This is a genomic window from Klebsiella sp. CN_Kp104 (assembly GCF_040064515.1).
Lineage (GTDB): Bacteria > Pseudomonadota > Gammaproteobacteria > Enterobacterales > Enterobacteriaceae > Klebsiella > Klebsiella aerogenes.
Genome location: NZ_JBEAII010000041.1, coordinates 42763 through 67298, shown reverse-complemented (window position 1 = coordinate 67298; position 24536 = coordinate 42763). Strand labels below are relative to the sequence as shown.

The 24536-nt window shown below is 56.6% G+C and carries 23 protein-coding genes and 1 riboswitch; of the genes, 13 read left to right on the top strand and 10 right to left on the bottom strand.

What is annotated here, in order from left to right; all coding sequences use genetic code 11:
• Positions 1 to 139 precede the first annotated feature (139 nt).
• Positions 140 to 646 (bottom strand): phenolic acid decarboxylase, encoded by a 507-nt coding sequence (locus ABLU80_RS21470; RefSeq protein WP_026612202.1) that lies wholly within the window; start codon positions 644 to 646, stop codon positions 140 to 142.
• A 97-nt stretch (positions 647 to 743) separates the two neighbouring features.
• Between ABLU80_RS21470 and ABLU80_RS21465 the strand changes: the two genes are divergently transcribed.
• The 7 genes from ABLU80_RS21465 (at position 744) to nikR (ending at position 7005) form a co-directional block, all read left to right on the top strand.
• Positions 744 to 1604, top strand: a complete 861-nt coding sequence (locus ABLU80_RS21465) for a LysR family transcriptional regulator (protein WP_348850453.1) — start codon at positions 744 to 746, stop codon at positions 1602 to 1604.
• A 117-nt stretch (positions 1605 to 1721) separates the two neighbouring features.
• A complete protein-coding gene (gene nikA / locus ABLU80_RS21460) occupies positions 1722 to 3290 on the top strand; it encodes a nickel ABC transporter substrate-binding protein (protein WP_213796209.1) in 1569 nt (522 codons plus the stop codon).
• A complete protein-coding gene (nikB, locus tag ABLU80_RS21455) occupies positions 3290 to 4234 on the top strand; it encodes a nickel ABC transporter permease subunit NikB (protein ID WP_348850458.1) in 945 nt (314 codons plus the stop codon). The genes nikA and nikB overlap by 1 nt, the downstream gene beginning before the upstream one ends.
• Positions 4231 to 5064, top strand: a complete 834-nt coding sequence (gene nikC / locus ABLU80_RS21450) for a nickel ABC transporter permease subunit NikC (RefSeq protein WP_015369278.1) — start codon at positions 4231 to 4233, stop codon at positions 5062 to 5064. The genes nikB and nikC overlap by 4 nt, the downstream gene beginning before the upstream one ends.
• Entirely contained in the window at positions 5064 to 5828 is a 765-nt protein-coding gene (locus ABLU80_RS21445; protein WP_045359192.1) for a nickel import ATP-binding protein NikD, read from the top strand. The genes nikC and ABLU80_RS21445 overlap by 1 nt, the downstream gene beginning before the upstream one ends.
• Positions 5825 to 6616, top strand: a complete 792-nt coding sequence (nikE, locus tag ABLU80_RS21440; protein ID WP_047079887.1) for a nickel import ATP-binding protein NikE — start codon at positions 5825 to 5827, stop codon at positions 6614 to 6616. The genes ABLU80_RS21445 and nikE overlap by 4 nt, the downstream gene beginning before the upstream one ends.
• Positions 6604 to 7005, top strand: coding sequence for a nickel-responsive transcriptional regulator NikR (gene nikR, locus ABLU80_RS21435; protein WP_047079886.1), 402 nt, complete (start codon positions 6604 to 6606; stop codon positions 7003 to 7005). The genes nikE and nikR overlap by 13 nt, the downstream gene beginning before the upstream one ends.
• Positions 7006 to 7032: 27 nt before the next feature.
• Here nikR and ABLU80_RS21430 read toward each other — a convergent pair whose 3' ends face one another.
• Together ABLU80_RS21430 and ABLU80_RS21425 are read right to left on the bottom strand one after the other, a co-directional pair.
• Complete coding sequence (locus ABLU80_RS21430; protein WP_015703740.1) at positions 7033 to 7392, bottom strand: type II toxin-antitoxin system HicB family antitoxin; 360 nt, start codon at positions 7390 to 7392, stop codon at positions 7033 to 7035.
• The gene (locus tag ABLU80_RS21425) at positions 7389 to 7664 is read right to left on the bottom strand and encodes a type II toxin-antitoxin system HicA family toxin (protein ID WP_015703741.1); all 276 of its coding nucleotides are present in this window, start codon (positions 7662 to 7664) and stop codon (positions 7389 to 7391) included. The genes ABLU80_RS21430 and ABLU80_RS21425 overlap by 4 nt, the downstream gene beginning before the upstream one ends.
• Positions 7665 to 7822: 158 nt before the next feature.
• Positions 7823 to 8004: riboswitch (M-box (ykoK) riboswitch) on the top strand.
• Positions 8005 to 8060: 56 nt separating this feature from the next.
• On the opposite strand from ABLU80_RS21425, the gene ABLU80_RS21420 reads away from it, so the two are divergent.
• A complete protein-coding gene (locus tag ABLU80_RS21420; RefSeq protein WP_213193303.1) occupies positions 8061 to 9074 on the top strand; it encodes a magnesium transporter in 1014 nt (337 codons plus the stop codon).
• Between the two features lie 39 nt (positions 9075 to 9113).
• On the opposite strand, the gene ABLU80_RS21415 is transcribed toward ABLU80_RS21420, so the two are convergent.
• Positions 9114 to 10307 carry an NAD(P)/FAD-dependent oxidoreductase gene (locus ABLU80_RS21415; protein WP_020077743.1) on the bottom strand — a complete coding sequence of 398 codons (1194 nt, stop codon included), beginning with the start codon at positions 10305 to 10307 and terminating at the stop codon, positions 9114 to 9116.
• A 230-nt stretch (positions 10308 to 10537) separates the two neighbouring features.
• Here ABLU80_RS21415 and pitA point away from each other — a divergent pair, with 230 nt between their 5' ends.
• Positions 10538 to 12034, top strand: a complete 1497-nt coding sequence (gene pitA / locus ABLU80_RS21410; RefSeq protein WP_015369272.1) for an inorganic phosphate transporter PitA — start codon at positions 10538 to 10540, stop codon at positions 12032 to 12034.
• Between the two features lie 64 nt (positions 12035 to 12098).
• Here the strand turns inward: pitA and uspB are convergent, their stop codons facing one another.
• A complete protein-coding gene (gene uspB / locus ABLU80_RS21405; RefSeq protein ID WP_015703743.1) occupies positions 12099 to 12434 on the bottom strand; it encodes a universal stress protein UspB in 336 nt (111 codons plus the stop codon).
• Between the two features lie 383 nt (positions 12435 to 12817).
• On the opposite strand from uspB, the gene uspA reads away from it, so the two are divergent.
• Entirely contained in the window at positions 12818 to 13255 is a 438-nt protein-coding gene (gene uspA / locus ABLU80_RS21400) for a universal stress protein UspA (RefSeq protein WP_004145166.1), read from the top strand.
• Between the two features lie 266 nt (positions 13256 to 13521).
• The gene (dtpB, locus tag ABLU80_RS21395; protein WP_020077742.1) at positions 13522 to 14994 is read left to right on the top strand and encodes a dipeptide/tripeptide permease DtpB; all 1473 of its coding nucleotides are present in this window, start codon (positions 13522 to 13524) and stop codon (positions 14992 to 14994) included.
• 128 nt (positions 14995 to 15122) lie between these two features.
• On the opposite strand, the gene rsmJ is transcribed toward dtpB, so the two are convergent.
• Both rsmJ and prlC read right to left on the bottom strand, forming a co-directional pair.
• Entirely contained in the window at positions 15123 to 15875 is a 753-nt protein-coding gene (gene rsmJ / locus ABLU80_RS21390; RefSeq protein WP_015369267.1) for a 16S rRNA (guanine(1516)-N(2))-methyltransferase RsmJ, read from the bottom strand.
• A gap of 7 nt (positions 15876 to 15882) precedes the next feature.
• Entirely contained in the window at positions 15883 to 17925 is a 2043-nt protein-coding gene (gene prlC / locus ABLU80_RS21385; protein ID WP_015369266.1) for an oligopeptidase A, read from the bottom strand.
• Positions 17926 to 18100: 175 nt separating this feature from the next.
• Here prlC and ABLU80_RS21380 point away from each other — a divergent pair, with 175 nt between their 5' ends.
• Both ABLU80_RS21380 and gorA read left to right on the top strand, forming a co-directional pair.
• Positions 18101 to 18943 (top strand): 23S rRNA (adenine(2030)-N(6))-methyltransferase RlmJ, encoded by an 843-nt coding sequence (locus ABLU80_RS21380; protein WP_015703746.1) that lies wholly within the window; start codon positions 18101 to 18103, stop codon positions 18941 to 18943.
• A 72-nt stretch (positions 18944 to 19015) separates the two neighbouring features.
• The gene (gene gorA, locus ABLU80_RS21375) at positions 19016 to 20368 is read left to right on the top strand and encodes a glutathione-disulfide reductase (RefSeq protein WP_348850452.1); all 1353 of its coding nucleotides are present in this window, start codon (positions 19016 to 19018) and stop codon (positions 20366 to 20368) included.
• Between the two features lie 29 nt (positions 20369 to 20397).
• Here the strand turns inward: gorA and ABLU80_RS21370 are convergent, their stop codons facing one another.
• The 3 genes from ABLU80_RS21370 to hisD all read right to left on the bottom strand — a co-directional run bounded on the left by ABLU80_RS21370 (position 20398) and on the right by hisD (position 24505).
• Positions 20398 to 21495 (bottom strand): serine hydrolase domain-containing protein, encoded by a 1098-nt coding sequence (locus ABLU80_RS21370; protein WP_063410334.1) that lies wholly within the window; start codon positions 21493 to 21495, stop codon positions 20398 to 20400.
• Between the two features lie 210 nt (positions 21496 to 21705).
• A complete protein-coding gene (locus ABLU80_RS21365) occupies positions 21706 to 23097 on the bottom strand; it encodes a GntP family permease (protein WP_026612201.1) in 1392 nt (463 codons plus the stop codon).
• 100 nt (positions 23098 to 23197) lie between these two features.
• A complete protein-coding gene (hisD, locus tag ABLU80_RS21360) occupies positions 23198 to 24505 on the bottom strand; it encodes a histidinol dehydrogenase (RefSeq protein WP_015369260.1) in 1308 nt (435 codons plus the stop codon).
• Between the last annotated feature and the right edge of the window lie 31 nt (positions 24506 to 24536).

Genomic DNA, 24536 nt, shown 5'->3' with positions numbered 1-24536 from the left:
AAAGCCCCAGTTTCATAGAGAAAACTGGGGCTTAACGGGTGAAAGTAAACGAATCGTCAACCAGCCCGCAATAAATATTTATTTACGTTTTAATCTAGCGGAAAAATTAGCGTTAGATCACAGAATTATTTCTGCTGTATTACAAATTTGCAGGAAAATCTGCGGGTAATTCATTAGCCGGGCAATTAATAACATCGTTATTATCCGCGCCGCAATCGCGAACAAAAGTGATAGTCGCGAATTCATCAATCACTTCGGTCGGGTAGGCCGGGCCGGCGTCACGATAGGCGTTCATTAACGGAATATGATCGTTCTGGAAGCAGACGGTTTTTTCCGGGTTATTCATGATCCAGCGGGGGAAGAAAATGGTGCCGTGGAACAGTTTGTCGCCCAGGTTGACGATCAGGCTGACGTCGGTACCGGTTGGTTCAGTCCAGGAAATTTTATAAATGCTTTCGCCTACCCGCACGATGTACGCATGCTGGTCTTTCACCCAACGATTAGCAACGATACCGCTGTGAATACGATAGTCCAGAGTGGTGCCATTTTTAACGTAAATTTCGTAGTTCCAGCCGTTGTCGTAGGTATAAACCAGATGTTTACCGATAAAGCCGCTGAGGTCATGTTTGTCGAAAGTGCTCATTATTTATTCTCCTCTGTTTCGTTGAGGTAAGAATACGGCTTTAAAAATTGAATGAATAACGCTATGTTTGGATGAAAATAATCTAATTTTTAGATGAATAATGCACAAGACCACGCTGGAACAATGGGCGCTATTGGAAAAGGTGATTGAGCTGGGCAGCTTTGCCAAAGCCGCGGAAGAGACCAACCGCAGCCAGTCTTCGGTGAGCTATAACCTGGCGCTGCTGCAGGAACGTTTAGGGGTGGCGCTGCTGGCGCCGTCCGGACGGCGAGCGGTGCTGACGCCCGCTGGCGAACTGCTGCTCAATCAGGTGAAACCGTTACTGAAGGCCTTTTCGTGGGTTGAGACCCACGCCGCAACGCTGCGCAACGGCGCGCGCACCCGCCTGGATCTGGTCGTCGACAGCATTTTTCCCCGCCAGCGGCTCTTCGCCATTCTGCGTCAGTTTCAGCAACGCTACCCGCAAACTCAGGTTCGGCTGACCGAAGTGCTGGAAAACATCGATGAGGCTAGCGCCGCCCGCAGCGAGGCCGACGTGATGGTCTTAACGCGTCGCCAGGATATTACCGGACGCGGCGAATGGCTGATGAATATCGATTTTATCGCGGTCGCCCATCGCGACCATCCGCTGTCGCAATCGGAAGTACCGCTGGACGACAACGCGCTGGCCCCCTGGCCGCTGATCCGCATTGCCGACCGTAGCGGCGACGCCTCATCCACGCGCGATGCCTGGACCTTTTCTACCATTGATGCCGCTATAGATGCGGTGCTGTATCAGGTGGGATTCGGCTGGCTGCCGGAGGAACGGATCCGCGCACACCTGGAACAGGGTGTGCTGAAAGCGCTGCCGCTGAGCCATGGCGCTCGCCGCGCCACGCCGCTGCATTTGATAGTGAAGCGGGATCTGGCGCCGCTCGATGAACAGGTCACCACCCTGCTGGATTTGTTCAGACAATCGTAAACTTACGCTACATATGATTTTGTTATGGTTTTCTCCCATCATATTGATCCAGGTTACTCCTTAAGTATGACAAATTATTAAAATCGTCATACTTTTCGTTCCTTCTGGATGTAAACCTTGTCTATTTTCCGCACCACCTTGCTGGCGCTCTGCGCCTGCATTCCTCTGCTCGCGCCCGCCGCCATGCATGAAATCGCCATCGCCTGGCCGGTTAACGTCGGTCCTCTCAATCCACATCTGTATACACCGAACCAAATGTTCGCCCAAAGTATGGTGTATGAGCCGTTAGTCAAATATCAGGCCGATGGCCGGGTTAAACCCTGGCTGGCTACCCGCTGGATCCACTCAGCCGATGGTAAAATCTGGCGTTTCACCCTGCGCGATGATGTCTACTTCTCCAACGGCGAACCGTTTAACGCCCAGGCCGCAGTGGCCAATTTCCAGGCGGTGCTGGCCAACCGCCAGCGGCACGCCTGGCTGGAGTTGACCAATCAGATAACCGACGTTCAAGCGCTCAGCGATAACGAACTACAAATCACCCTGAAAAGCGCCTACTACCCGTTCCTGCAGGAACTCGCCCTTCCCCGCCCGTTTCGTTTTATCGCCCCCTCGCAGTTTGTTGACGGTAGTACGCAGCGAGGCATCAAAGCGCCCATCGGCACCGGTCCGTGGATGCTGTCCAGTTCGCAACTTAATCAGCAGGATGTGCTGGTACGCAACCCGCGCTACTGGGGCAAAAAACCGGCGCTTGAGAAAGTCACCGTGAAAGTGATCCCCGACGCCACCAGCCGGGCGGTCGCCTTTGAAACCGGTGAAGTTGATCTGCTTTACGGTGATGAAGGGCTACTGCCGCTGGATACGTTCGCCCGTTTTCGCCAGCTGTATGAGTATCACACGCGTCTTTCCGCCCCGACGCAAACCGTGATGCTGGCGCTCAATACGCTGCAAGCGCCCACGAATGAACTGGCGGTACGCGAGGCGCTTAACTATGCCGTCAATAAACAGGCGCTTATTGACGGCGTGCTGTACGGCACCCAACAGGTTGCCGACACGCTTTTCGCGCCCTCGGTACCTTACGCGCCGGATGATCTGCCGCCGCGCCGCTTCAATCAGGATAAAGCCCGTACGCTGTTGGAAAACGCCGGCTGGACGCTAACGCCCGGCAAGGATATTCGTGAAAAAGACGGGCACCCGTTGCATCTTGAACTGGCGTTTATCGGCACCGATGCGCTGGCCAAATCGATGGCGGAAATCATCCAGGCCGATCTGCGCCAGGTAGGTATCGATGTTGGGCTGGTCGGCGAAGAGGAGAGCAGTATCTATGCCCGCCAGCACGATGGCCGCTTCACGATGATCTTCAACCATACCTGGGGCGCGCCGTTCGACCCGCACGCGTTTATGAGCTCAATGCGCGTCGCTTCGCACGCCGACTATCAGGCGCAGCGCGGCCTGCCAGATAAAGCAGTGATTGATAAAGAGATCGGCGAGGTCCTGACTACCACCGACGAGGGCCGCCGTCGCGAACTGTATCGCGATATCCTCACCCGTTTGCACAACGAAGCGGTCTATCTGCCGATAAGCTATGTCTCGCTGATGTCCGTCGCCCGCAAAACGCTCGGCGAAGTGCCCTTCGCGCCGGTGACCACCGATCTGCCGTTAGAGCTCATTACGCCGGTGGCGCCATGATGCTGAAATATCTCCTTCGCCGCCTGCTACCGCTACCGCTGATGCTGCTTGCCGCCTCGGCGATCATCTTCCTGTTGTTACGTCTTGGCGCCGGCGACCCGGCACTGGACTATCTGCGCCTCTCTAACGTGCCGCCTACCAGCGAAATGATTGCCGCTACCCGCGAGCAGCTCGGGCTCAATCAGCCGCTGGCGCTGCAGTATCTACACTGGCTGTGGCGCGCGCTGCATCTCGATTTTGGCGTCTCCTACGCCAGCCAGCGCCCGGTGCTGGGCGACCTGCTGCATTTTCTGCCCGCGACGCTGCAGCTCACCGGCGCGGCGCTGGTGATTATTCTGCTGACCTCGCTACCGCTGGGGATCTGGGCGGCGCGGCATCGCGACCGCTTACCTGATTTCGCCGTACGATTGATTGCCTTCCTCGGCGTCTCAATGCCCAACTTCTGGCTGGCATTTTTGCTGGTAATGCTCTTTTCCGTCCATCTGCGCTGGCTACCGGCGATGGGCTACGGCGGCTGGCGACATCTGCTACTACCGGCGTTTTCCATCGCCCTGATGTCGCTGGCGATCAATGCCCGTCTGCTGCGCGCCAGCATGCTGGAAGTGTCCAGCCAGCGCCACGTGGTCTGGGCGCGTCTGCGCGGGCTGAGCGAGGGTCAGGTGGAGCGGCGACACGTGCTGCGTAACGCGACGTTGCCGGTAGTGACGGCGCTGGGTATGCACATCGGCGAGCTGATCGGCGGGACGATGATCATCGAAAATATCTTCGCCTGGCCCGGCGTCGGTCGCTATGCGGTTTCCGCGATATTCAATCGCGACTACCCGGTGATCCAGTGCTTTACCCTGATGATGGTGGCGGTGTTCGTGCTGGCCAATCTGGCGGTCGACCTGCTTAACGCCGCGCTCGATCCGCGCCTGCGCCGCCATGAGGAGGCCGCCGTATGACGCTGTTCGCGACCTTCCGCTGGCCGGTAAAACTGGCGCTACTCACTATTGCGCTGCTGGCGGCAATCGCCATGAGCAGCGGCTGGTGGCTGCCCTATGACCCGGCGGCCATCGATCTCCATCAACGTCTGCTCTCTCCGGGCGACGCCCACTGGCTCGGCACCGATCATCTCGGGCGGGATATTTTCTCGCGCCTTCTCGCCGCCACCCGCGTCTCGCTGGGCGCGGTGATGGCCTGCCTGCTGCTGGTGCTGCTGATCGGCCTTACGGTGGGCGGCGCCGCCGGGATGGTGGGCGGACGCGTCGATCGCGGCCTGATGCGCCTGGCCGAGCTGTTTATGACCTTCCCGACTTCAATACTGTCATTCTTTATGGTCGGCGTACTCGGTACCGGTCTTAGCAACGTGATTATCGCTATTGCGCTGTCGCACTGGGCCTGGTACGCAAGGATGGTGCGCAATCTGGTGGTCTCTCTGCGCCAGCGCGAGTTTATTCTCGCCGCGCGCCTGAGCGGCGCGGGACATTGGCCATTGTTTCGTGACCATTTGGCCGGCGCGGTGATCCCTTCGCTGCTGGTGCTCGCCTCGCTGGATATCGGTCATATGATGCTCCACGTAGCCGGGATGTCATTCCTCGGCCTCGGCGTCAGCGCGCCGACGGCGGAATGGGGAGTGATGATCAACGACGCCCGCCAGTACATCTGGACGCAGCCGCTGCAAATGGTCTGGCCCGGACTGGCGCTGTTTATCAGCGTGATGGCTTTTAATCTGGTGGGCGACGCGCTGCGCGATCGTCTCGATCCTCAGCTGATCGCGGAGCATAACCACTGATGCCGCAAAAGATCCAACTGGAACAACTCTCGCTCGTCGCCGACCGTCCGCTGGTCAGCGACGTTTCCCTTACCCTGCGCCGCGGTCAGGTACTGGCGCTGCTCGGCAGTAGCGGCAGCGGTAAATCGCTGACCTGCGCCGCCACGCTCGGTATTTTACCGCCTGGCGTCAGGCAAACCGCGGGCCGGGTGCTGCTCGACGGTATCCCGGTATACGGTGAACAGCTGCGCGGCGCGACCATCGCCACCATTATGCAAAACCCGCGCAGCGCCTTTAATCCGCTGCACACCATGGCGGCGCACGCGCGGGAAACCTGCCGGGCAGCGGGCCACGAGGCCAATAACGTCGCGCTGCTGGCGGCGATGGAAGAGGTGGGGCTGGAAAATCCTCTCTCGCTGCTCAAGCGCTATCCCTTCGAGATGAGCGGGGGCATGCTGCAAAGGATGATGGTGGCCCTGGCCCTGCTCAGTCGCGCGCCGTTTATCATCGCCGACGAACCGACCACCGACCTTGATGCCGTCGCCCTGGCGCGCATTCTCGACCTGCTGGCGGATATCGTCGCCAACCGCGGGCAGGGGCTGCTGCTGGTGACCCATGATATGGGCGTTGTCGCCCGGCTGGCGCATGACGTGGCGGTGATGGAAAACGGCCGTCTTGTTGAACGCTGCGACGTTAACACGCTATTTAGCGCCCCACAGCACCCGCTCAGCCAGCGCCTGCTGGCCGCCCATCTGGCGCTATATGGCCTGGAGAAAACACCATGAATTTACTCAGCGTGAACGCAGTGAGCCACGATTATCCCCACCACGGTGCGGTATTGCGCGATATCCAGTTCGACATCGCCCTCGGTGAAACGGTGGCGCTGCTCGGGCGCAGCGGCTGCGGCAAAAGTACCCTGGCGCGGATGCTGGTCGGTCTCGAAACGCCGCGGTATGGCGATGTCGCCTGGCGCGGCGCGTCGCTGACCTCCCTGAAGGGGGAGGCGACCGGCGCCTTTCGCCGCGATATTCAGCTGGTGTTTCAGGATGCCGTTAGCGCGGTGAATCCGCGCAAAACGGTGCGCGAGATTATCAGCGAGCCGCTGCGGCACCTGTTTAGTTTATCGCGTGAAGAGCGTACGCAGCGGGTGGAGGAGATGCTGCTGGCGGTTGACCTCGCCCCGGCGCTGCTCGACAAGCGTCCGGCGCAGCTCAGCGGCGGACAGCTGCAGCGCGTGTGCCTGGCGCGGGCGCTGGTGGTCCGGCCGCAGCTATTAATTCTCGACGAAGCGGTATCGAATCTCGATCTGATGCTTCAGGCGGATATTATTGCCCTGCTCAAACGCCTGCAGGCGCAGTTCGCCACCGCCTGCCTGTTTATCACCCACGACCTGCGGCTGGTGGAGCGTTTTTGCCAGCGGGTACTGGTGATGGATAGCGGACGCATCGTCGAAACGGCCGCAGTAAGTTTGCCGCTGCGCCTTACATCCGCTGCCGGACAGGCGCTACAACGCGCGGTACTCCCGCCCTTTCCCCGCACTCTGCTTAACGAGGCCATGCTATGCAGCGCGTAACCCTGACTCTGGATGATGATCTGCTGGCCGCGCTCGACGCGCACAGCGCCCACCGCGGCTATCACAACCGTTCGGAAGCAGTGCGCGATATCCTGCGTGACGCGCTTCACCACAATCCGCTACAGCAGCCGACGCAACGCGGCTATGCGGTTCTGTCGTACGTGTATGAGCATGAAAAACGCGAACTGGCGAGCCGGCTGGTCGCCTCTTCGCATCAGCATCACGATCTCTCGGTCGCCACGTTACATGTCCACATCAATCATGATGACTGTCTGGAGATCGCGGTGCTAAAAGGCAACATGGACGAAGTACAGCATTTTGCCGACGAGGTGATTGCCCAGCGCGGCGTGCGGCATGGGCATTTGCAGTGTTTAGCGGATGATAATTAAAACGATGGCAATTTGATGCAGATTGTTTTAAGCCTGTTTGAGACGTTCATTGAGCGTCTCAAGGATCCAGGTATTTACGGAAACCTGCTCCTCTGCAGCGGCGGAGCTAAGACGCTCACCAAATGATTCAGGATAGCGCAATGTGAAGGTTTTCAGCTTTTCCGGCTGAGCATAAGGCTCGATGCCCGCTTCACGACAATCAGCAAGATATTCCTGTAATGATATCTCGCCCTCCTGTTGTAACCCTTGAATGCTATCGGAAACAAAATCGCAATATCCTGATAATCCCAGGAACTTACCGCGGAATGCATTGAGTTCAGGCACGTAGTTAATAACAGCAGGCTGCCCGGCAATCTCCATTGAATTTGGCGTTTTAGGTTTGATCATGGTTTTACCCCTATAGTGATTAACCAATCGCGCACGCTCTCCACGGCGCCTTTGTCAGTATCCGGCGAAGGGTGAGGCCTGTGAAAGCTGGCAATGCTGTGGTTCAACAAAAATTTACAGCGCGAGCCGCGTCCTTCTTTAATCTCCCCACCTAACGCTTTAATTAGCGATTCAATGTCGGCCCATTTAATACCCTGCGGCACGGGGGTTTTAAACAGCTGCTCCAGCGTGTTGCGCTGTTTTTTACGTAAAGATAAAACCTGCTGCTCCATCGCCTTGCTCCATGACTTCATCCATTGAAGTCAATATCATGATAGCACAAGATGAAGTCAAGCTGTGTCCTGATGAAGTTTGTTTATCAACAGTTGATAAACCACATAAACTATACGCTTAGTTAATTATCCCTGTTCGCCAATAATGGCGCCTCATTTAACGATCTCGTTATGGCGAGGCTCCTGCATAAATACAAGTTACCGCCCTGTTGGTATCGAGAGAGACCACTCAGGGAAATACAGGCTTCCATCGAATCAAGGTGTTGCCAAGGTAACTTCTGGCGGTATTAACCGTTCAGATACGTTATGCAGTGCTAAAACCAGGACGTAGGGATCTGCCTGCGCTAACCCTGTCTTGTTCGCCCCTATGAGTGATTTTTTATAGGGATTTTAATCATGTCTTCCATTCAACTCTGCGCCGCGCATCAGGCGACCTCTGGCTTCGACGGCGATGCGATCGCCCAGTACATGCGTACCGACTTTATTACGCTGCAGGAACATTTCAGCGTCCATGAGGCGCGTGAACACTTTATCTCGCAGCTCGCCAGCGACGATATTCCCGGCCAGGTATTTGTCGTCGCCGGTAACAAGCTGCGCGGCAGCTTATCAGTCAAAAAACTTTTGCAGGAGGCAGAGATAGGCCAGTCTATTCGCTACCTGATGGACAGCTGTCTGTTTCGCGTCAAACCCGACGATGAGCGCCCTCAGGTGATTGCCGAACTCACCGAGCGCGGCCTCGATCTGGTGCCGGTTGTCGATAAAGGCGAGCTGGTCGGCTGCCTGATGGAAAAAGAAATTGCCCACCTGCTGGAGGATGACGTCACCGAAGACGCCCAGCTGCAGGGGGCGACGCTACCGCTGGAAAAACCGTATCTGGAAATCAGTCCGTGGACGCTGTGGAAGAAACGCTCGGTCTGGCTGCTACTGTTATTTGTTGCCGAAGCTTACACCAGCAGCGTGCTGCAGCATTTTGAAGAGGCGCTGGAATCGGCCATCGCGCTGGCCTTCTTCATCCCGTTACTGATCGGCACCGGCGGCAACAGCGGAACTCAGATCACCTCAACGCTGGTGCGTTCGATGGCGCTGGGCGAAGTCCGTTTACGTGACATGGGACGGGTTATCCGCAAAGAGGTGTCGACCTCGTTTCTGATTGCCCTGACCCTGGGTCTGGCGGGCTGCCTGCGCGCCTGGATGATGGGGATTGGCATGGAAATCACGCTGATCGTCAGCCTGACGCTGGTCTGTATTACCCTGTGGAGCGCGGTGGTGTCTTCGGTTATTCCGATGCTGCTTAAGCGGATCGGTATCGACCCGGCGGTGGTTTCCGCGCCGTTTATCGCCACGCTGATAGATGGCACCGGGCTGATTATCTATTTCAAAATCGCCCAGTATTTTCTTGGGTTGAACTGATCGAAACAGCCCGGGCGCCAGGGTGCCCGGGCTCTCTGATTAAGCTTCCGCCAGCGCCTGCGCGCAGGCCCAGGCGCTTGACCACGCCCACTGGAAGTTATAGCCGCCAAGCCAGCCGGTGACGTCCATCACTTCACCGATAAAGTAAAGCCCCGGCGCTTTGCGCGCCTCCATGGTGCGTGACGAAAGCTCATTGGTATCCACGCCGCCGAGGGTCACCTCCGCCGTTCGGTAGCCTTCGGTACCGTTCGGCTGCACGCGCCAGGCAGTTAACGTCTCCACCAGCGTCTGCTGATCGCGAACGTTCAGTTGCTTCAGTGTCACATCAGGTATCTGCCCAAGCTGCTGTAAACATTCGACCAGCCGCTTCGGCAGCTGCATCGCCAGGGTATTTTTCAGACTTTGGTTGGGATGAGCGCCCCGCTGCTCGTTGAGGAACGCCTCAAGATCGCAGTCCGGCAGCAGGTTGACGGTGACAAACTCGCCGGGCTGCCAGTAGCTGGAAATCTGCAGCACCGCCGGGCCGGAAAGGCCACGATGGGTAAACAGCAAATTTTCGCGAAACAGCGTACCGTTCTCGGCGGTAATCGTAGAGGGCACCGAAACGCCGGAAAGCACCTGCAGCTGCTCAAGCAGCGGTTTATGCAGGGTAAACGGCACCAGCCCGGCGCGGGTCGGCAGCACCTTCAGGCCGAACTGTTCGGCCACCCTGTAACCAAACGGCGATGCGCCCAGCCCCGGCATCGACAGGCCGCCGGAAGCGATCACCAGCTTCTTCGCCGTCAGCATTTCGCCGTTCACCTGTAGCCGGTAGCCTTGTTCATCGCGTTCGACGCTGAGAATTTCGCTGCGCAGACGGATCTGTACGCCGCCTTTTTCACATTCCGACAGCAGCAGATTGACGATTTGCTCCGCGGAATCATCGCAAAACAGCTGACCTAAGGTCTTCTCATGCCAGGCAATACCATATTTGCCAACCAGTTCGATAAAGTCCCACTGGGTATAGCGCGCTAGCGCAGATTTGCAAAAATGCGGGTTTTGGCTGAGATATGCCGCGGGTTCGACATACATGTTAGTAAAGTTGCAGCGGCCGCCGCCGGACATCAGGATTTTGCGCCCCGGCTTTTTGCCATTATCGAGCAGCAGCACCCGGCAGCCCAACTGCCCCGCCTGCGCCGCACAAAACATTCCCGCCGCACCGGCGCCGATCACAATGGCATCAAACCTTTCCACTCAACTTTCCTCATTCCCCAATTGTCGGGAATTGTAAATATTTCACTCTGGTCACACCAGCACGAAAAAAACAACATTCAGTTACGTCTTTGAAAGATATAGGATTACTCCCAACCGGGTAGAAACCAAACAGGAAGAAAATCAAAAAAAGTCTATATTTCACTTTGCCCGCGCCGCTAAAGTCACTGATAATGCGCCGCGTTCATGTCCTCAAAATGGCGTAACGTCCTATGCTACATTTATTTGCCGGTCTGGATTTACATACCGGACTATTATTATTGCTTGCTTTAGCTTTTGTACTGTTTTACGAAGCGATTAACGGTTTTCATGATACCGCAAACGCAGTTGCAACGGTGATTTACACTCGCGCAATGCGGTCGCAGCTTGCTGTTGCGATGGCGGCACTCTTCAACTTTTTCGGCGTTCTGCTGGGCGGTCTCAGCGTAGCCTATGCCATCGTGCATATGCTGCCAACGGACCTGCTGCTTAACATGGGTTCCGCACATGGCCTCGCCATGGTGTTCTCTATGCTGCTGGCGGCAATCATCTGGAACCTCGGAACCTGGTATTTCGGCCTACCGGCCTCCAGTTCTCACACCCTGATTGGCGCCATCATCGGTATTGGTTTAACCAATGCGCTGATGACCGGTACTTCAGTGGTGGATGCGCTGAATATCCCGAAAGTCATCGGCATTTTTGCCTCACTTATCGTCTCGCCGATTGTTGGCCTGGTGGTAGCGGGCGGCCTGATTTTCATTCTGCGTCGTTACTGGAGCGGTACCAAAAAACGCGCTCGTATACACCTGACCCCAGCGGAACGCGAAAAGAAAGACGGTAAGAAAAAACCGCCGTTCTGGACCCGTATCGCGCTGATCCTGTCCGCTATCGGCGTGTCGTTCTCGCACGGCGCCAATGATGGGCAGAAAGGCATTGGTCTGGTCATGCTGGTACTGATTGGCGTCGCGCCGGCGGGCTTCGTGGTCAACATGAACGCGTCTGGTTACGAAATCACTCGTACCCGCGATGCAGTCAACAACGTGGAAACCTTCTTCCAACAGCGCCCTGAGCTGCTGAAGAAAGCCACCGGCGTTGATCAACTGGTTCCGTCACCGGAAACCAATACCGCGGCCAACGGCGAGTTTCACTGCCATCCGGCGAACACCATCAACGCGCTTGACCGCGTGAAGACAATGCTCACCGGTACGGAAAGCTACGATACACTGTCAGTGGATCAGCGCGGCCAGCTGCGTCGCATTATGCTCTGCATCTCCGACACCACCGACAAAGTGGCCAAACTGCCGGATGTGAGCACTGACGACCAGCGCCTGCTGAAGAAACTGAAAACCGATATGCTAAGCACCATCGAGTACGCGCCAATCTGGATCATTATGGCGGTCGCGCTGGCGCTGGGTATTGGCACCATGATCGGCTGGCGCCGCGTGGCGACCACTATCGGCGAGAAGATTGGTAAGAAGGGTATGACCTACGCGCAAGGTATGTCCGCCCAGATGACCGCCGCGGTTTCTATCGGCCTTGCCAGCTACACCGGCATGCCGGTTTCCACCACCCACGTGCTCTCTTCCTCGGTTGCGGGGACGATGCTCGTTGATGGCGGTGGTCTGCAGAAGAAAACCGTCACCAGCATCCTGATGGCATGGGTACTCACCCTGCCGGCAGCCATTTTGCTGTCAGGCGTGCTGTACTGGCTGGCTCTGAAGCTTATCTAAGCAATAGCCATGCGAAAAATGGGTCAGGAAACTGGCCCATTTTTTTGCACTCAATTCAGGCAGCTCAATGCCAGATAAGCAGTGCAATCATACTCACCAGCACCAGACCACACAGCGCGCTGGTCAGGATGAACTGCCGGCGAACACGCTCACAGCGACGAATAAACTCGTCATCATGATGATCGCGATATCGTTGGGCATAGATATACCAAACCAGCCGCATTTGTTTACTGGGCTGCCCATGCGAGGTGAAAAAACCTCCGCCATCAACATATTGATAGAGCAAGGGATCGCAACCACGTAGCACAACCAATAATGCACGCAACGATGAGAAGTAACGTGCCATATTCACCACACAAACGATACACAGGGCCCAAAACAGCGCAACAGTGCTGATCATACTTCCTCCCCGGCGACCCATCCACGGAGATCCCTCCGGGACTACCGCTCCCCAATATCATCCAACCCACCGTACAGTAAAAGAGTGCGATTCCGGTCACGTTTATTTATCCGACCGGCTCATTAAATAGTGTAGGAGATCAGTTAATTTTTTTACCACAAGGTTAATCGTTATCAATACGTAAGACGGAATAATTTGTTTAACTAACGGTGAACCAGGTGCATTGACGGAGTGCGAGGGGCGCTATATTGTAGAAATTATCTTCTACAATTAAGTCCTTAAAGGCTTACCCCCCGCGAATCTAGCTTGCAGGACGCGGGCGAATCGACAGCACAGGCTGTCTGGTCCAACGGTCATCGACAACTTATGGAAGGAGTAACACTATGGCTTACAAACACATTCTTATTGCAGTAGACCTATCACCGGAAAGCAAAGTGCTGGTAGAGAAAGCGGTTTCTATGGCGCGTCCCTACAATGCGAAAGTTTCCCTGATTCACGTGGATGTGAATTACTCCGACCTCTACACCGGTCTTATCGATGTTAATCTGGGCGACATGCAGAAACGCATCTCTGAAGAGACGCACCACGCGCTGACCGAGCTTTCCACCAACGCTGGCTACCCGATTACCGAAACCCTGAGCGGCAGCGGCGATCTGGGCCAGGTGCTGGTCGATGCGATTAAAAAATATGATATGGACCTGGTGGTCTGCGGTCACCATCAGGACTTCTGGAGCAAGCTGATGTCCTCCGCGCGTCAGCTGATCAACACCGTTCACGTTGATATGCTGATCGTACCGCTGCGCGACGAAGAAGACGAATAATCCACTTTCCTCGCCAGTCAACGCCCGCGCCTGCGGGCGTTTTTGTTTTTATGCTACTTCCCGCCTGAATCCCATTGATCCCATCAGGATATCAATCCAGATAATTAATATCGGTTAGTGTGATCAACCATTTATTAGAATTAATATCTATATAATAATCTATACATTCAGCCAATGGCCGAATCATTATGGGCCATCAGACTTTTTCGGCGCGTTTTGGCAGACGCGTTCATACTTTTTGGGATAGCACTAAAAGGCGAAGGAATATGAAAACAACTGCACCTACGGGTTTGCTACAGCAACCCCGTCCGTTCTTCATGATTTTTTTTGTAGAGTTATGGGAGCGTTTTGGCTATTACGGCGTCCAGGGCATCCTGGCGGTGTTCTTTGTTAAACAGCTTGGTTTCTCTCAGGAACAGGCATTTATCACCTTTGGCGCCTTTGCGGCGCTGGTCTACGGCCTCATTTCCATCGGCGGCTATGTCGGTGACCATCTGCTTGGAACCAAACGCACGCTGGTGCTCGGCGCCATCGTGTTGGCAATCGGCTATTTTATGACCGGTCTGTCGCTGCTCAAACCCGACCTTATCTTTATCGCGCTTGGCACTATCGCCGTCGGCAACGGGCTGTTTAAAGCCAATCCCGCGAGCCTGCTATCAAAATGCTATCCGCCTAAAGATGCCCGTCTCGACGGCGCCTTCACCCTGTTTTATATGTCGATTAACATCGGTTCGCTGCTCTCGCTGTCGCTGGCGCCGGTTATTGCCGATAAGTTCGGCTATGCGGTGACCTACAATCTGTGCGGCGCCGGGCTTATCGTCGCGCTGCTGGTCTACTTCGCCTGCCGCGGAATGGTGAAAGATATCGGTTCAACCCCGGATCATCAGCCGCTGAGTTTCCGTAATCTGCTGTACGTGCTGGTCGGCACCGTGGTGATGATTTTCCTCTGCGCCTGGCTGATGCATAACGTTAAAATCGCCAACCTGGTGCTGATCGTGCTGTCCATCGTGGTGACGATTTTCTTCTTCCGCGAAGCTTTCCGCCTCGATAAAACCGGCCGCAACAAGATGTTCGTCGCCTTCATCCTGATGCTCGAAGCGGTGGTGTTTTATATCCTGTATGCCCAGATGCCGACCTCGCTGAACTTCTTCGCCATCAATAACGTGCATCACGACATTCTCGGCATCGCAATTAACCCGGTGAGTTTCCAGGCATTGAACCCGTTCTGGGTGGTGGTCGCCAGCCCGGTACTGGCGGCTATCTACACCCGTCTTGGCAACAAAGGTAAAGACCTGACCATGCCGATGAAATTCACTCTCGGCATGTTCCTCTGCGCGCTGGGCTTCCTGACCGCCGCGGCGGCCGGGATGTGGTTTGCCGACCCGCAGGGGCTCACCTCGCCGTGGTTTATCGTGCTGGTTTATCTGTTCCAGAGTCTCGGCGAACTGCTGATTAGCGCCCTGGGCCTGGCGATGGTTGCCGCGCTGGTTCCGCAGCGGCTGATGGGCTTTATTCTGGGGATGTGGTTCCTGACTCAGGCCGCCGCGTTCCTGATGGGCGGCTATGTCGCGACCTTCACCGCGGTACCGGAAAATATAACCGACCCGCTGCAGACGCTGCCGATCTACACCAACGTGTTCAGTAAAATTGGCCTCGTGACCCTGGCGGTGACGGTGGTGATGGCCTTTATGGTGCCGTGGCTGAACCGGATGATTAATACCCCAGCCAGCGCCGAGTAACCATCTAAGATGGCCGATCCGCTGGCGCCGTTTGTTTAAATATTGCGGTTCCCGGCTCGCGCTACAATTTGGTAGCCCGGATAAGGCGCGTTGCGCCGCTATCCGGGTGATATCACAACGACGAAAAATTACGCCGGCGTACCGGCGTAAATATCAAACCGATGTCCTTTGGTCACCACCGCGTTCGGCGTGGCGACATCCGCCAGCGGCGGCGCATAGTCCGGACGCTTCACCACCACTCGTTTGGTCGCCAGCTGTCGAGCCGGCGCCAACAGACCATCGGCGTCTAAATCCGGCCCCACCAGCGACTGAAATACCCGCATCTCTTTTTTGACCAGCGCGCTTTTCTGCTTATGGGGAAACATCGGATCCAGATACACCACCTGTGGGCGCGGGGTGATATCGGTCAACGCATTGAGGCTGGAGGCATGAATCAACTGTAAGCGCTCCTGCAGCCAGCCGCCGATCTCCGCATCGGCATAGCCACGTTTCAAACCATCGTCGAGCAGCGCGGCGACCACCGGGTTACGCTCAAGCATCCGCACGCGACAGCCGACCGACGCCAGCACGAAGGCATCGCGCCCCAGGCCAGCGGTGGCGTCAACCACATCCGGCAGATAATCGCCTTTAATACCCACCGCTTTGGCTACCGCTTCACCGCGGCCGCCGCCAAACTTGCGGCGATGAGCCATCGCGCCGCCGACGAAATCGACAAAGATGCCGCCAAGTTTTGGCTCATCGCGCTTACGCAGCTCCAGATGCTCGTCCGTCAGCACCAGCGCCATCGGATTCTCTGCATCATGCTCCAGCCCCCAACGGGCGGCCAAAACAGATAAGGCGCCGTCACCGGCGCCTGTTTCATCAATTAAGCAGATTTTCACGTAGCAATCAGCCTTTGATCCCGTAATGCTCAAGCATCGCGTCCAGCTGCGGCTCGCGCCCGCGGAAGCGTTTGAACAGCTCCATCGGCTCTTCGGAACCGCCGCGGCTCAGGATATTGTCGAGGAATGATTGACCGGTTTCACGGTTGAAAATTCCCTCTTCTTCGAAGCGCGAGAAGGCATCCGCCGCCAATACATCGGCCCACAGGTAGCTGTAGTAGCCCGCCGCGTAACCACCCGCAAAGATGTGGCTGAACGCATGCGGGAAGCGGCCCCAGGTTGGGCCCGGCACCACGGCGACCTGCTTTTTAATCTCGGCCAGGGTCTCGAGGATTTTCGCCCCCTGCTCCGGCGAGTATTCCGCGTGTAGACGGAAATCGAACAGACCGAACTCCAGCTGGCGGAGAATAAACATCGCTGCCTGGTAGTTTTTCGCCGCCAGCATTTTCTCCAGCAGTTCCTGCGGCAGCGGTTCACCGGTTTCGTAATGCCCGGAGATAAACGCCAGCGCTTCCGGCTCCCAGCACCAGTTTTCCATAAACTGGCTCGGCAGCTCGACCGCATCCCACGGCACCCCGCTGATGCCGGAAACGCCGGCGGTATCAATGCGGGTCAGCATGTGGTGCAGACCATGGCCAAACTCGTGGAACAGGGTAATCACTTCATCGTGCGTGAACAGCGCCGGTTTGCCGTTTACCGGGCGGTTGAAGTTACAGGTCAGATAAGCGACCGGTTTTTGCAGGGAACCATCCAGCTTACGCATCTGGCCGACGCAGTCGTCCATCCACGCCCCGCCGCGTTTATGTTCGCGGGCATACAGGTCAAGATAGAAGCTGCCGCGCAGCTCATTATTTTCGTCATACAGCTCGAAGAAACGCACTTCCGGATGCCACACATCGACATCGGTACGCTCTTTGGCGGTAATGCCATAAATACGCTTAACCACTTCAAACAGGCCGTTAACGGCTTTGTTTTCCGGGAAATACGGGCGCAGTTGCTCATCGCTAATGCTGTAGAGATGCTGTTTCTGTTTTTCGCTGTAGTAAGCGATATCCCACGGCTGCAGTTCATCGACGCCAAACTCGGCTTTGGCGAAAGCACGCAGCTGAGCCAGCTCTTTTTCGCCCTGCGGACGCGCGCGTTTTGCCAGGTCGGTCAGGAAATCGAGGACCTGCTGCGGATTTTCAGCCATTTTGGTGGCCAGAGATTTAAAGGCGTAGCTGTCAAAGCCCAGCAGTTGCGCCAGCTCGTGACGCAGCGCGAGGATCTCCGCCATCACCGGGCTGTTATCCCATTTCCCGGCGTTCGGGCCCTGATCGGAGGCGCGGGTGGAATAGGCGCGATACATCTCTTCGCGCAGCGCCTGATTGTCGCAGTAGGTCATCACCGGCAGATAGCTCGGAATATCCAGCGTCAGCAGATATCCTTCCTGCTCTTTCGCCTGCGCCTGGGCCTGAGCGGCGGCCAGCGCGCTTTCCGGCATGCCAGCGAGATCGGCGACGTCGGTCACCAGCTTGTTCCAGCCCATGGTGGCATCAAGCACGTTGTTGCTGTACAGATTGCCAAGCTCAGAGAGGCGCGCGGCGATTTCACCGTAGCGTTTCTGCGCTTCTGCCGGCAGGCCAATCCCGGATAATTCAAAATCGCGCAGTGCGTTATCGACCGCTTTTTTCTGCGCGGTGTTCAACGTGGCGTAGTTATCGCCGTCGCGCAGGTCGCGGTAGGCTTTATACAGGCCTTCATGCTGGCCGACCCAAGTGCTGTACTCGGAGAGCAGCGGCAGCGTCTGTTCGTAGGCTTCACGCAGCTCCGGGCTGTTTTTTACCGAATTCAAATGGCTGATTGGCGAGAAGATGCGTCCCAGCACATCGTCCACTTCCGCCAGCGGCTGGCAAAGATTTTCCCAGCTATACGGCGCGCCGTGCGCCACCGCGCTTTCCACCGCGGCCCGGCAATCATCCAGCGCTTTAGTGACCGCAGGGACCACGTGCTCCGGTTTAATTGCAGAAAATGGCGGCAATGAAAAAGGCGTCAGTAATGGATTGGTCATATGCGCTGTCCTGTTGAAGAGGGTGAATGAAGCGCGCGTTCCGGCGCTTTTGCATGAGATCTAGAATGGGGGATAGTTGCGGGAATTTCAATGACAGGCGGTGCGACAGCGGCAATCCTGGGCGAACTGCGGTAAACTGTCGGTTAACTTGTTTATTTCCGGAATCTCTGCATCCATGCTCAGTTATCGCCACAGCTTTCACGCAGGCAACCACGCCGACGTCCTTAAACACACCGTTCAGAGTTTGATCATTGAATCGCTGAAAGAGAAAGAAAAACCGTTTCTCTACCTGGACACCCACGCCGGCGCGGGCCGCTATCAGCTGAGCGGCGAGCACGCCGAACGTACCGGCGAGTACCTTGAAGGCATCGCCCGTATCTGGCAGCAGGACGATCTACCGACCGAGCTGGAGCCGTATATTTCGGTCGTCGAGCACTTCAACCGCAGCGGCCAACTGCGTTACTACCCGGGTTCGCCGCTTATCGCGCGCCAACTGCTGCGCGAGCAGGACAGCCTGCAGATGACAGAACTGCACCCGAGCGATTTCCCGCTGCTGCGCGCCGAGTTCCAGAAAGACAGCCGCGCGCGCGTCGATAAAGCCGATGGCTATCAGCAGCTGAAGGCCAAGCTGCCGCCGGTTTCCCGTCGCGGTCTGATTCTTATCGACCCGCCGTACGAAATTAAAACCGATTATCAGGCGGTGGTCACCGGGATCAACGAAGGTTATAAACGCTTCGCCACCGGCACCTACGCGCTGTGGTATCCGGTGGTGCTGCGCGCGCAGATCAAACGCATGATTAAAGATTTAGAAGCCACAGGTATTCGCAAAATTCTGCAAATCGAGCTGGCGGTGCGTCCGGACAGCGACCAGCGCGGCATGACCGCCTCCGGGATGATCGTCATCAACCCGCCGTGGAAGCTGGAACAGCAGATGAATAACGTGCTGCCGTGGCTGCACAGCAAACTGGTTCCAGCCGGTACCGGTCACGCGACCGTGAGTTGGATCGTACCGGAGTAATCGCAACCATCGGTGGAACCTTTTAAGCCTCGCGCTACAATCGCGGCAATTAACGATTAAGGACATATGGGCATGAGCAAACATTATGATTACCTCGCCATCGGCGGCGGCAGCGGCGGCATCGCCTCGATTAACCGTGCGGTGATGTACGGCCAGAAGTGCGCGCTGATTGAAGCCAAAGAGCTGGGCGGCACCTGCGTTAACGTCGGCTGCGTGCCGAAAAAAGTGATGTGGCATGCGGCGCAGATCCGCGAAGCAATCCACCTGTATGGCCCGGATTACGGTTTCGATACCACCATCAACCATTTCGACTGGGATAAGCTGGTTGCCAGCCGCAGCGCCTATATCGACCGTATTCATACCTCTTACGACAACGTGCTGGGTAAGAATAAAGTTGATGTTATCAAAGGGTTCGCGCGCTTTGTCGATGCCCATACCGTGGAAGTCAACGGCGAGACCATTACCGCCGATCATATCCTAATCGCCACCGGCGGCCGCCCGAGCCACCCGAACATTCCAGGTGTGGAATACGGTATTGATTCCGACGGTTTCTTCGAACTGCCGGCGCTGCCGAAGCGCGTAGCGGTAGTCGGCGCGGGCTATATTGCCGTTGAACTGGCCGGCGTGATTAACGGCCTCGGCGCGGAAACCCACCTGTTCGTGCGTAAACACGCGCCGCTGCGCAGCTTCGATCCGCTGATCGTTGAGACTCTGGTGGAAGTGATGAATGCCGAAGGCCCACAGCTGCACACGAACGCAATTCCGAAGGCGGTAGTCAAGAATGCCGACGGCAGCCTGACTCTGGAGCTGGAAGATGGCCGCAGCCAGACCGTAGATTGCCTGATTTGGGCGATTGGCCGCGAACCGGCGACCGATAACTTCAACCTGGCGGCAACGGGCGTTAAAACCAACGATAAAGGCTACATCATCGTTGATAAGTTCCAGAACACCAACGTGCCGGGCATCTACGCGGTGGGCGATAATACCGGCGCCGTCGAGCTGACGCCGGTCGCCGTGGCCGCAGGCCGTCGTCTGTCCGAACGCCTGTTTAACAACAAGCCGGAAGAGCACCTCGACTACAGCAATATCCCGACCGTGGTCTTCAGCCACCCGCCAATCGGCACCATCGGCTTAACCGAGCCGCAGGCGCGCGAGCAGTACGGCGATGACGCCGTGAAAGTGTACAAATCGTCCTTCACCGCAATGTATACCGCCGTGACCTCTCACCGCCAGCCGTGCCGCATGAAGCTGGTCTGCGTCGGCCCGGAAGAGAAGATTGTCGGTATTCACGGTATCGGCTTCGGAATGGATGAGATGCTGCAGGGCTTTGCGGTAGCGCTGAAAATGGGCGCCACCAAAAAAGACTTCGACAATACCGTCGCCATTCACCCGACCGCAGCGGAAGAGTTCGTCACCATGCGTTAATCCGCGAAGCCCCGTCTCAGGACGGGGCTTCATTTTGACTCCGTCACCAGATTACGTAGGATCTGATGGCCGATGTAGTTACTCCAGTTAAAGCTGTTTTGCAGCACCACCACCGCATTCTGATTCGCTTTATCGAAGCCGATATAGCTTGAATAGCCGCCGATGTAACCCACCTGATAAGTTAATCGCTGCCGACCAAATGTGTCGGTCACCCAGGCAATGTTCGCCGCTTCGACCCGCCGCGGATAATAATCAACGCTAACGTCTTTAAACGCCCGATCCAGTGCCGCCTGCCCCGTGGGGGCGAAGTGAGCGCGGGCATAGTTAATCAGATCGCCGGCGTCGCTGTACAGACTCGCCGCGCCAACCATATTATTCGTGAACTGCCAGTCCGGCGTCAGCGCGCCGCGCGGTTTAAACTTCGGCTGATCGCCTGCGTGTCCCAGCGCCCGCCACGGATATTCACGCAACGTTTGCGGCAGGAAGCTGGTATTCCCCATCGCCAATGGCCGGAAGATCATCCGTGACGCCAGCGTCTCAATCGATTCACCGGTTTGGTATTTGAGAAGATACCCAAGTATCGCAAAACCCAGGTTGGAGTAACTCGGCTCGCGCTCCAGCGGCGCATTGAAGTTGCTCAGATAGCTCAGCACCCCGTCGGCATCGAGTTCGTGATAAAAGTTTTCACCGTTGTTGAGATAGGCCAACAGATGCTCAAGCGACAGCATGTTCATCGGCTGACGCGGCAGCCCGGAGGTATGAGTGACCAGCTGCAGTAAGGTTATCTTGCGGGCATCTTCACTGAGCACGGTCCCCGGCGGCAGCAGGGTTTGCAGCGTATCGTTCCAGTGTAAACGCCCCTCGTTGACCAGCATCGTCACCACTTCAGCGGTAACACCTTTACTTAACGAACCGAGGGCAAAAAGCGTTTGCGGAGTTATCGGGTAGCGCTGCTTATCATCCGTCACGCCGAAGCAGTGAAACTCCGCCGGGCCGTTGTGATGAATAATCGCCACCACCACGCCGCTGACCTGCTTCTCGCGCATGTATTGGCTGACGAAAGTATCGACGGAAAGCCGCTGCCCGTTATGCCCCACCAGGCTGGTTTCATTGCTGGGAGGGCTCATTTGCGACAGCGTGCCGGCGCAGCCTGAAACCAACAGTAATGCCAATAGCACAAGGCCTAACCGCCTGTTCAAACTCCACCTACCTGCCGCGCGTTTTTGGGATGAGATAAAAAATAGACGCGGATCGTAGCGGCATTACCCCGCCGGCGCAAAGCGAATACGCTGAAAAATAAATAAGGCCGTCGGCACAGACAGCCGACGGCCCGGGCTTTATACCAGTCCGGTGGCGTAGTAAACGCCGATAATGAAAAAGGCACCGAGGATTTTAAACAACGTGATGCCGAGGATCGGTTTATAGGCCTGGCGATGCGTCAGTCCGGTCACCGCCAGCAAAGTGATGATCGCCCCATTGTGCGGCAATGTATCCATACCGCCCGCCGCCATCGACGCCACACGGTGCATCACTTCCAGCGGGATCCCCGCAGCATGGGCCGACTCCACAAAGCGATCCGCCATCGCCGCCAGGGCAATACTCATTCCACCGGAGGATGAACCGGTGATCCCGGACAAAATATTGATCGTAATCGCCTGATTGAGTAAAGGATTTGGGATCGCTTTCAGCGCATCGGCCACCTGAACAAAGCCCGGTAGCGCGGCAATCACCCCGCCAAAACCATACTCTGATGCAGTATTCAACGCCGCCAGCATCGCGCCGCCAACGGCGACTTTGCTACCGTCGGCCAGCTTACCCTTCAGGCTACGCCCGGCAAACAAGAAGATAGTGATAATTCCGCACAATAACGCCGCCATCACCGCCCAAATCGCCACCATCTTCTTCACGTCGCTTTCCATCGGCGCTTTCAGTCCCGGCAGGTCAATCAGGAAATGGCTACCGTACGCCTGAGGGATAAGCCAGGTAAACAGCAGGTTGGCGACGCCGACGATAATCAACGGCAGCAGCGCGATCACCGGGTGCGGCAAGTTAAGGTCTGCCGGTGTTTCAGGTTCATTTACCAACTCGCTTCCATAACCTTCTCCCCTGCGCTGCGCTTTACGCCGCATCGCCTCCAGATATAACCAGCCGCCAATAGCCACAAATGCGGAACCCAGCACCCCAAGCCAGGGCGCTGCCCAGGAGGTCGTACCGTAAAAAGTAGTCGGAATAATATTCTGAATCTGCGGCGAACCCGGTAGCGCATCCATCGTAAAAGTGAAGGCGCCCAGCGCGATAGTCGCAGGCATTAGCCGTTTCGGAATTTGGCTCTGGCGGAACATCTCAGCGGCGAAGGGATAGACCGCAAATACCACCACGAATAGCGAAACCCCGCCATAGGTTAACAACGCGCAGACCAGAATAATCACCGGCATCGCCTTGTTTTGCCCCATCAGCCGGGTAACAGCACTCACGATTGAACGGGAGAATCCGGAAAACTCAATTAATTTCCCGAAGACCGCGCCCAGTAAAAATACCGGGAAATAGAGTTTTACGAACCCGACCAGCTTATCCATGAAGATATCGCTGAATACCGGGGCAACGGCGGCTGGCTGGGTGAGTAATACGGCGCCGAGCGCAACCAAAGGGGCAAAAAGGATCACGCTATAGCCGCGATAGGCGGCGAGCATCAGCAATCCTAACGCCAGTAAGGCAATCAATACGTCCATAGGGTTATCCGTCAGCATGGCCGCCGCTTATTTCCTTGTTATCGGGCGGCCAATGTTAAGTTGGGGAGCGTATCCCGCTTCCCGTTTCAGACCTTACGGGTTATTCAGGAATCCCAGCGTAAGGAACGTCTTTATTGCCGTAGCGGCGCACGCGGACGTTGGCCTGTTCACCATGGCCGGAGAAACCTTCGAGGGCGCACAGACGCGAACAGTACTCGCCGATCTGCGCGGAGGCGCTATCGGTAAGAACCTTTTGATAGGTGCAGGTTTTGATGAACTTCCCAACCCACAGCCCCCCGGTATAACGCGCGGCTTTACGCGTCGGCAGGGTATGGTTGGTGCCGATGACTTTATCGCCGTAGGCCACGTTAGTTCGAGGTCCCAGGAACAGTGCGCCAAAGTTCTGCATATTTTCGAGGAACCAGTCCGGGTCGCGGGTCATTACCTGCACATGTTCGAACGCCAGCTCATTGGCGATTTTCAGCATTTCTTCCCGGTCTTCAGCCACAATGATTTCGCCAAACTTCGCCCACGACTGGCGCGCGATTTCCGCGGTGGGCAGCACCGCCAGCAGACGATCGATTTCCGCCAGCGTTTCGCGCGCCAGCGTTTCCGAGGTCGTCAACAAAATCGCCGGAGAATCAGGACCATGCTCAGCCTGACCTAACAGGTCGGTGGCGCAGATTTCACCATCCACGCTTTCATCGGCAATGACCAGGGTCTCCGTCGGCCCGGCGAACAGATCGATACCGACGCGGCCAAACAGCTGACGTTTGGCTTCAGCGACAAAGGCGTTGCCCGGCCCCACCAGCATATCCACCGGTGCGATGCTCTCGGTACCGACGGCCATCGCCGCCACGGCCTGAATACCCCCCAGGCAGTAGATTTCGTCGGCCCCCGCCATATGCTGCGCCACCACAATCGCCGGCGCCGGTTTACCGTTAAACGGCGGCGCACAGGTGACAATGCGCGGCACACCTGCGACTTTCGCGGTGATAATCGACATATGCGCCGACGCCAGCAGCGGGTATTTCCCGCCCGGCACGTAGCAGCCCGCCGCGCTGACCGGAATATTTTTGTGTCCCAGAATGACGCCCGGCAGCGTTTCAACCTCGATATCTTTCAGGCTGTCGCGCTGGTGCTGAGCGAAGTTACGCACCTGCTCCTGCGCAAAGCGGATATCAGCAATATCGCGATCCGACAGCTGAGCATAGCAGTCATCGATTTCCTGCTGCGACAGGCGGAAGTTTGCGCGATCGAGCTTATCGAACTTAATCGACAGCTCGCGCACCGCTGCGTCACCGCGCGCTTCAATATCCGCCAGGATTTTCTCTACTGCTTCACGAACCGTACGGTCGTGAGATTTCACTGCTTCAGATTCCGCACCGCGCTTGAGCCAGATAGCCATAACTTGCCTCACTATGATGTTAATGAAATGC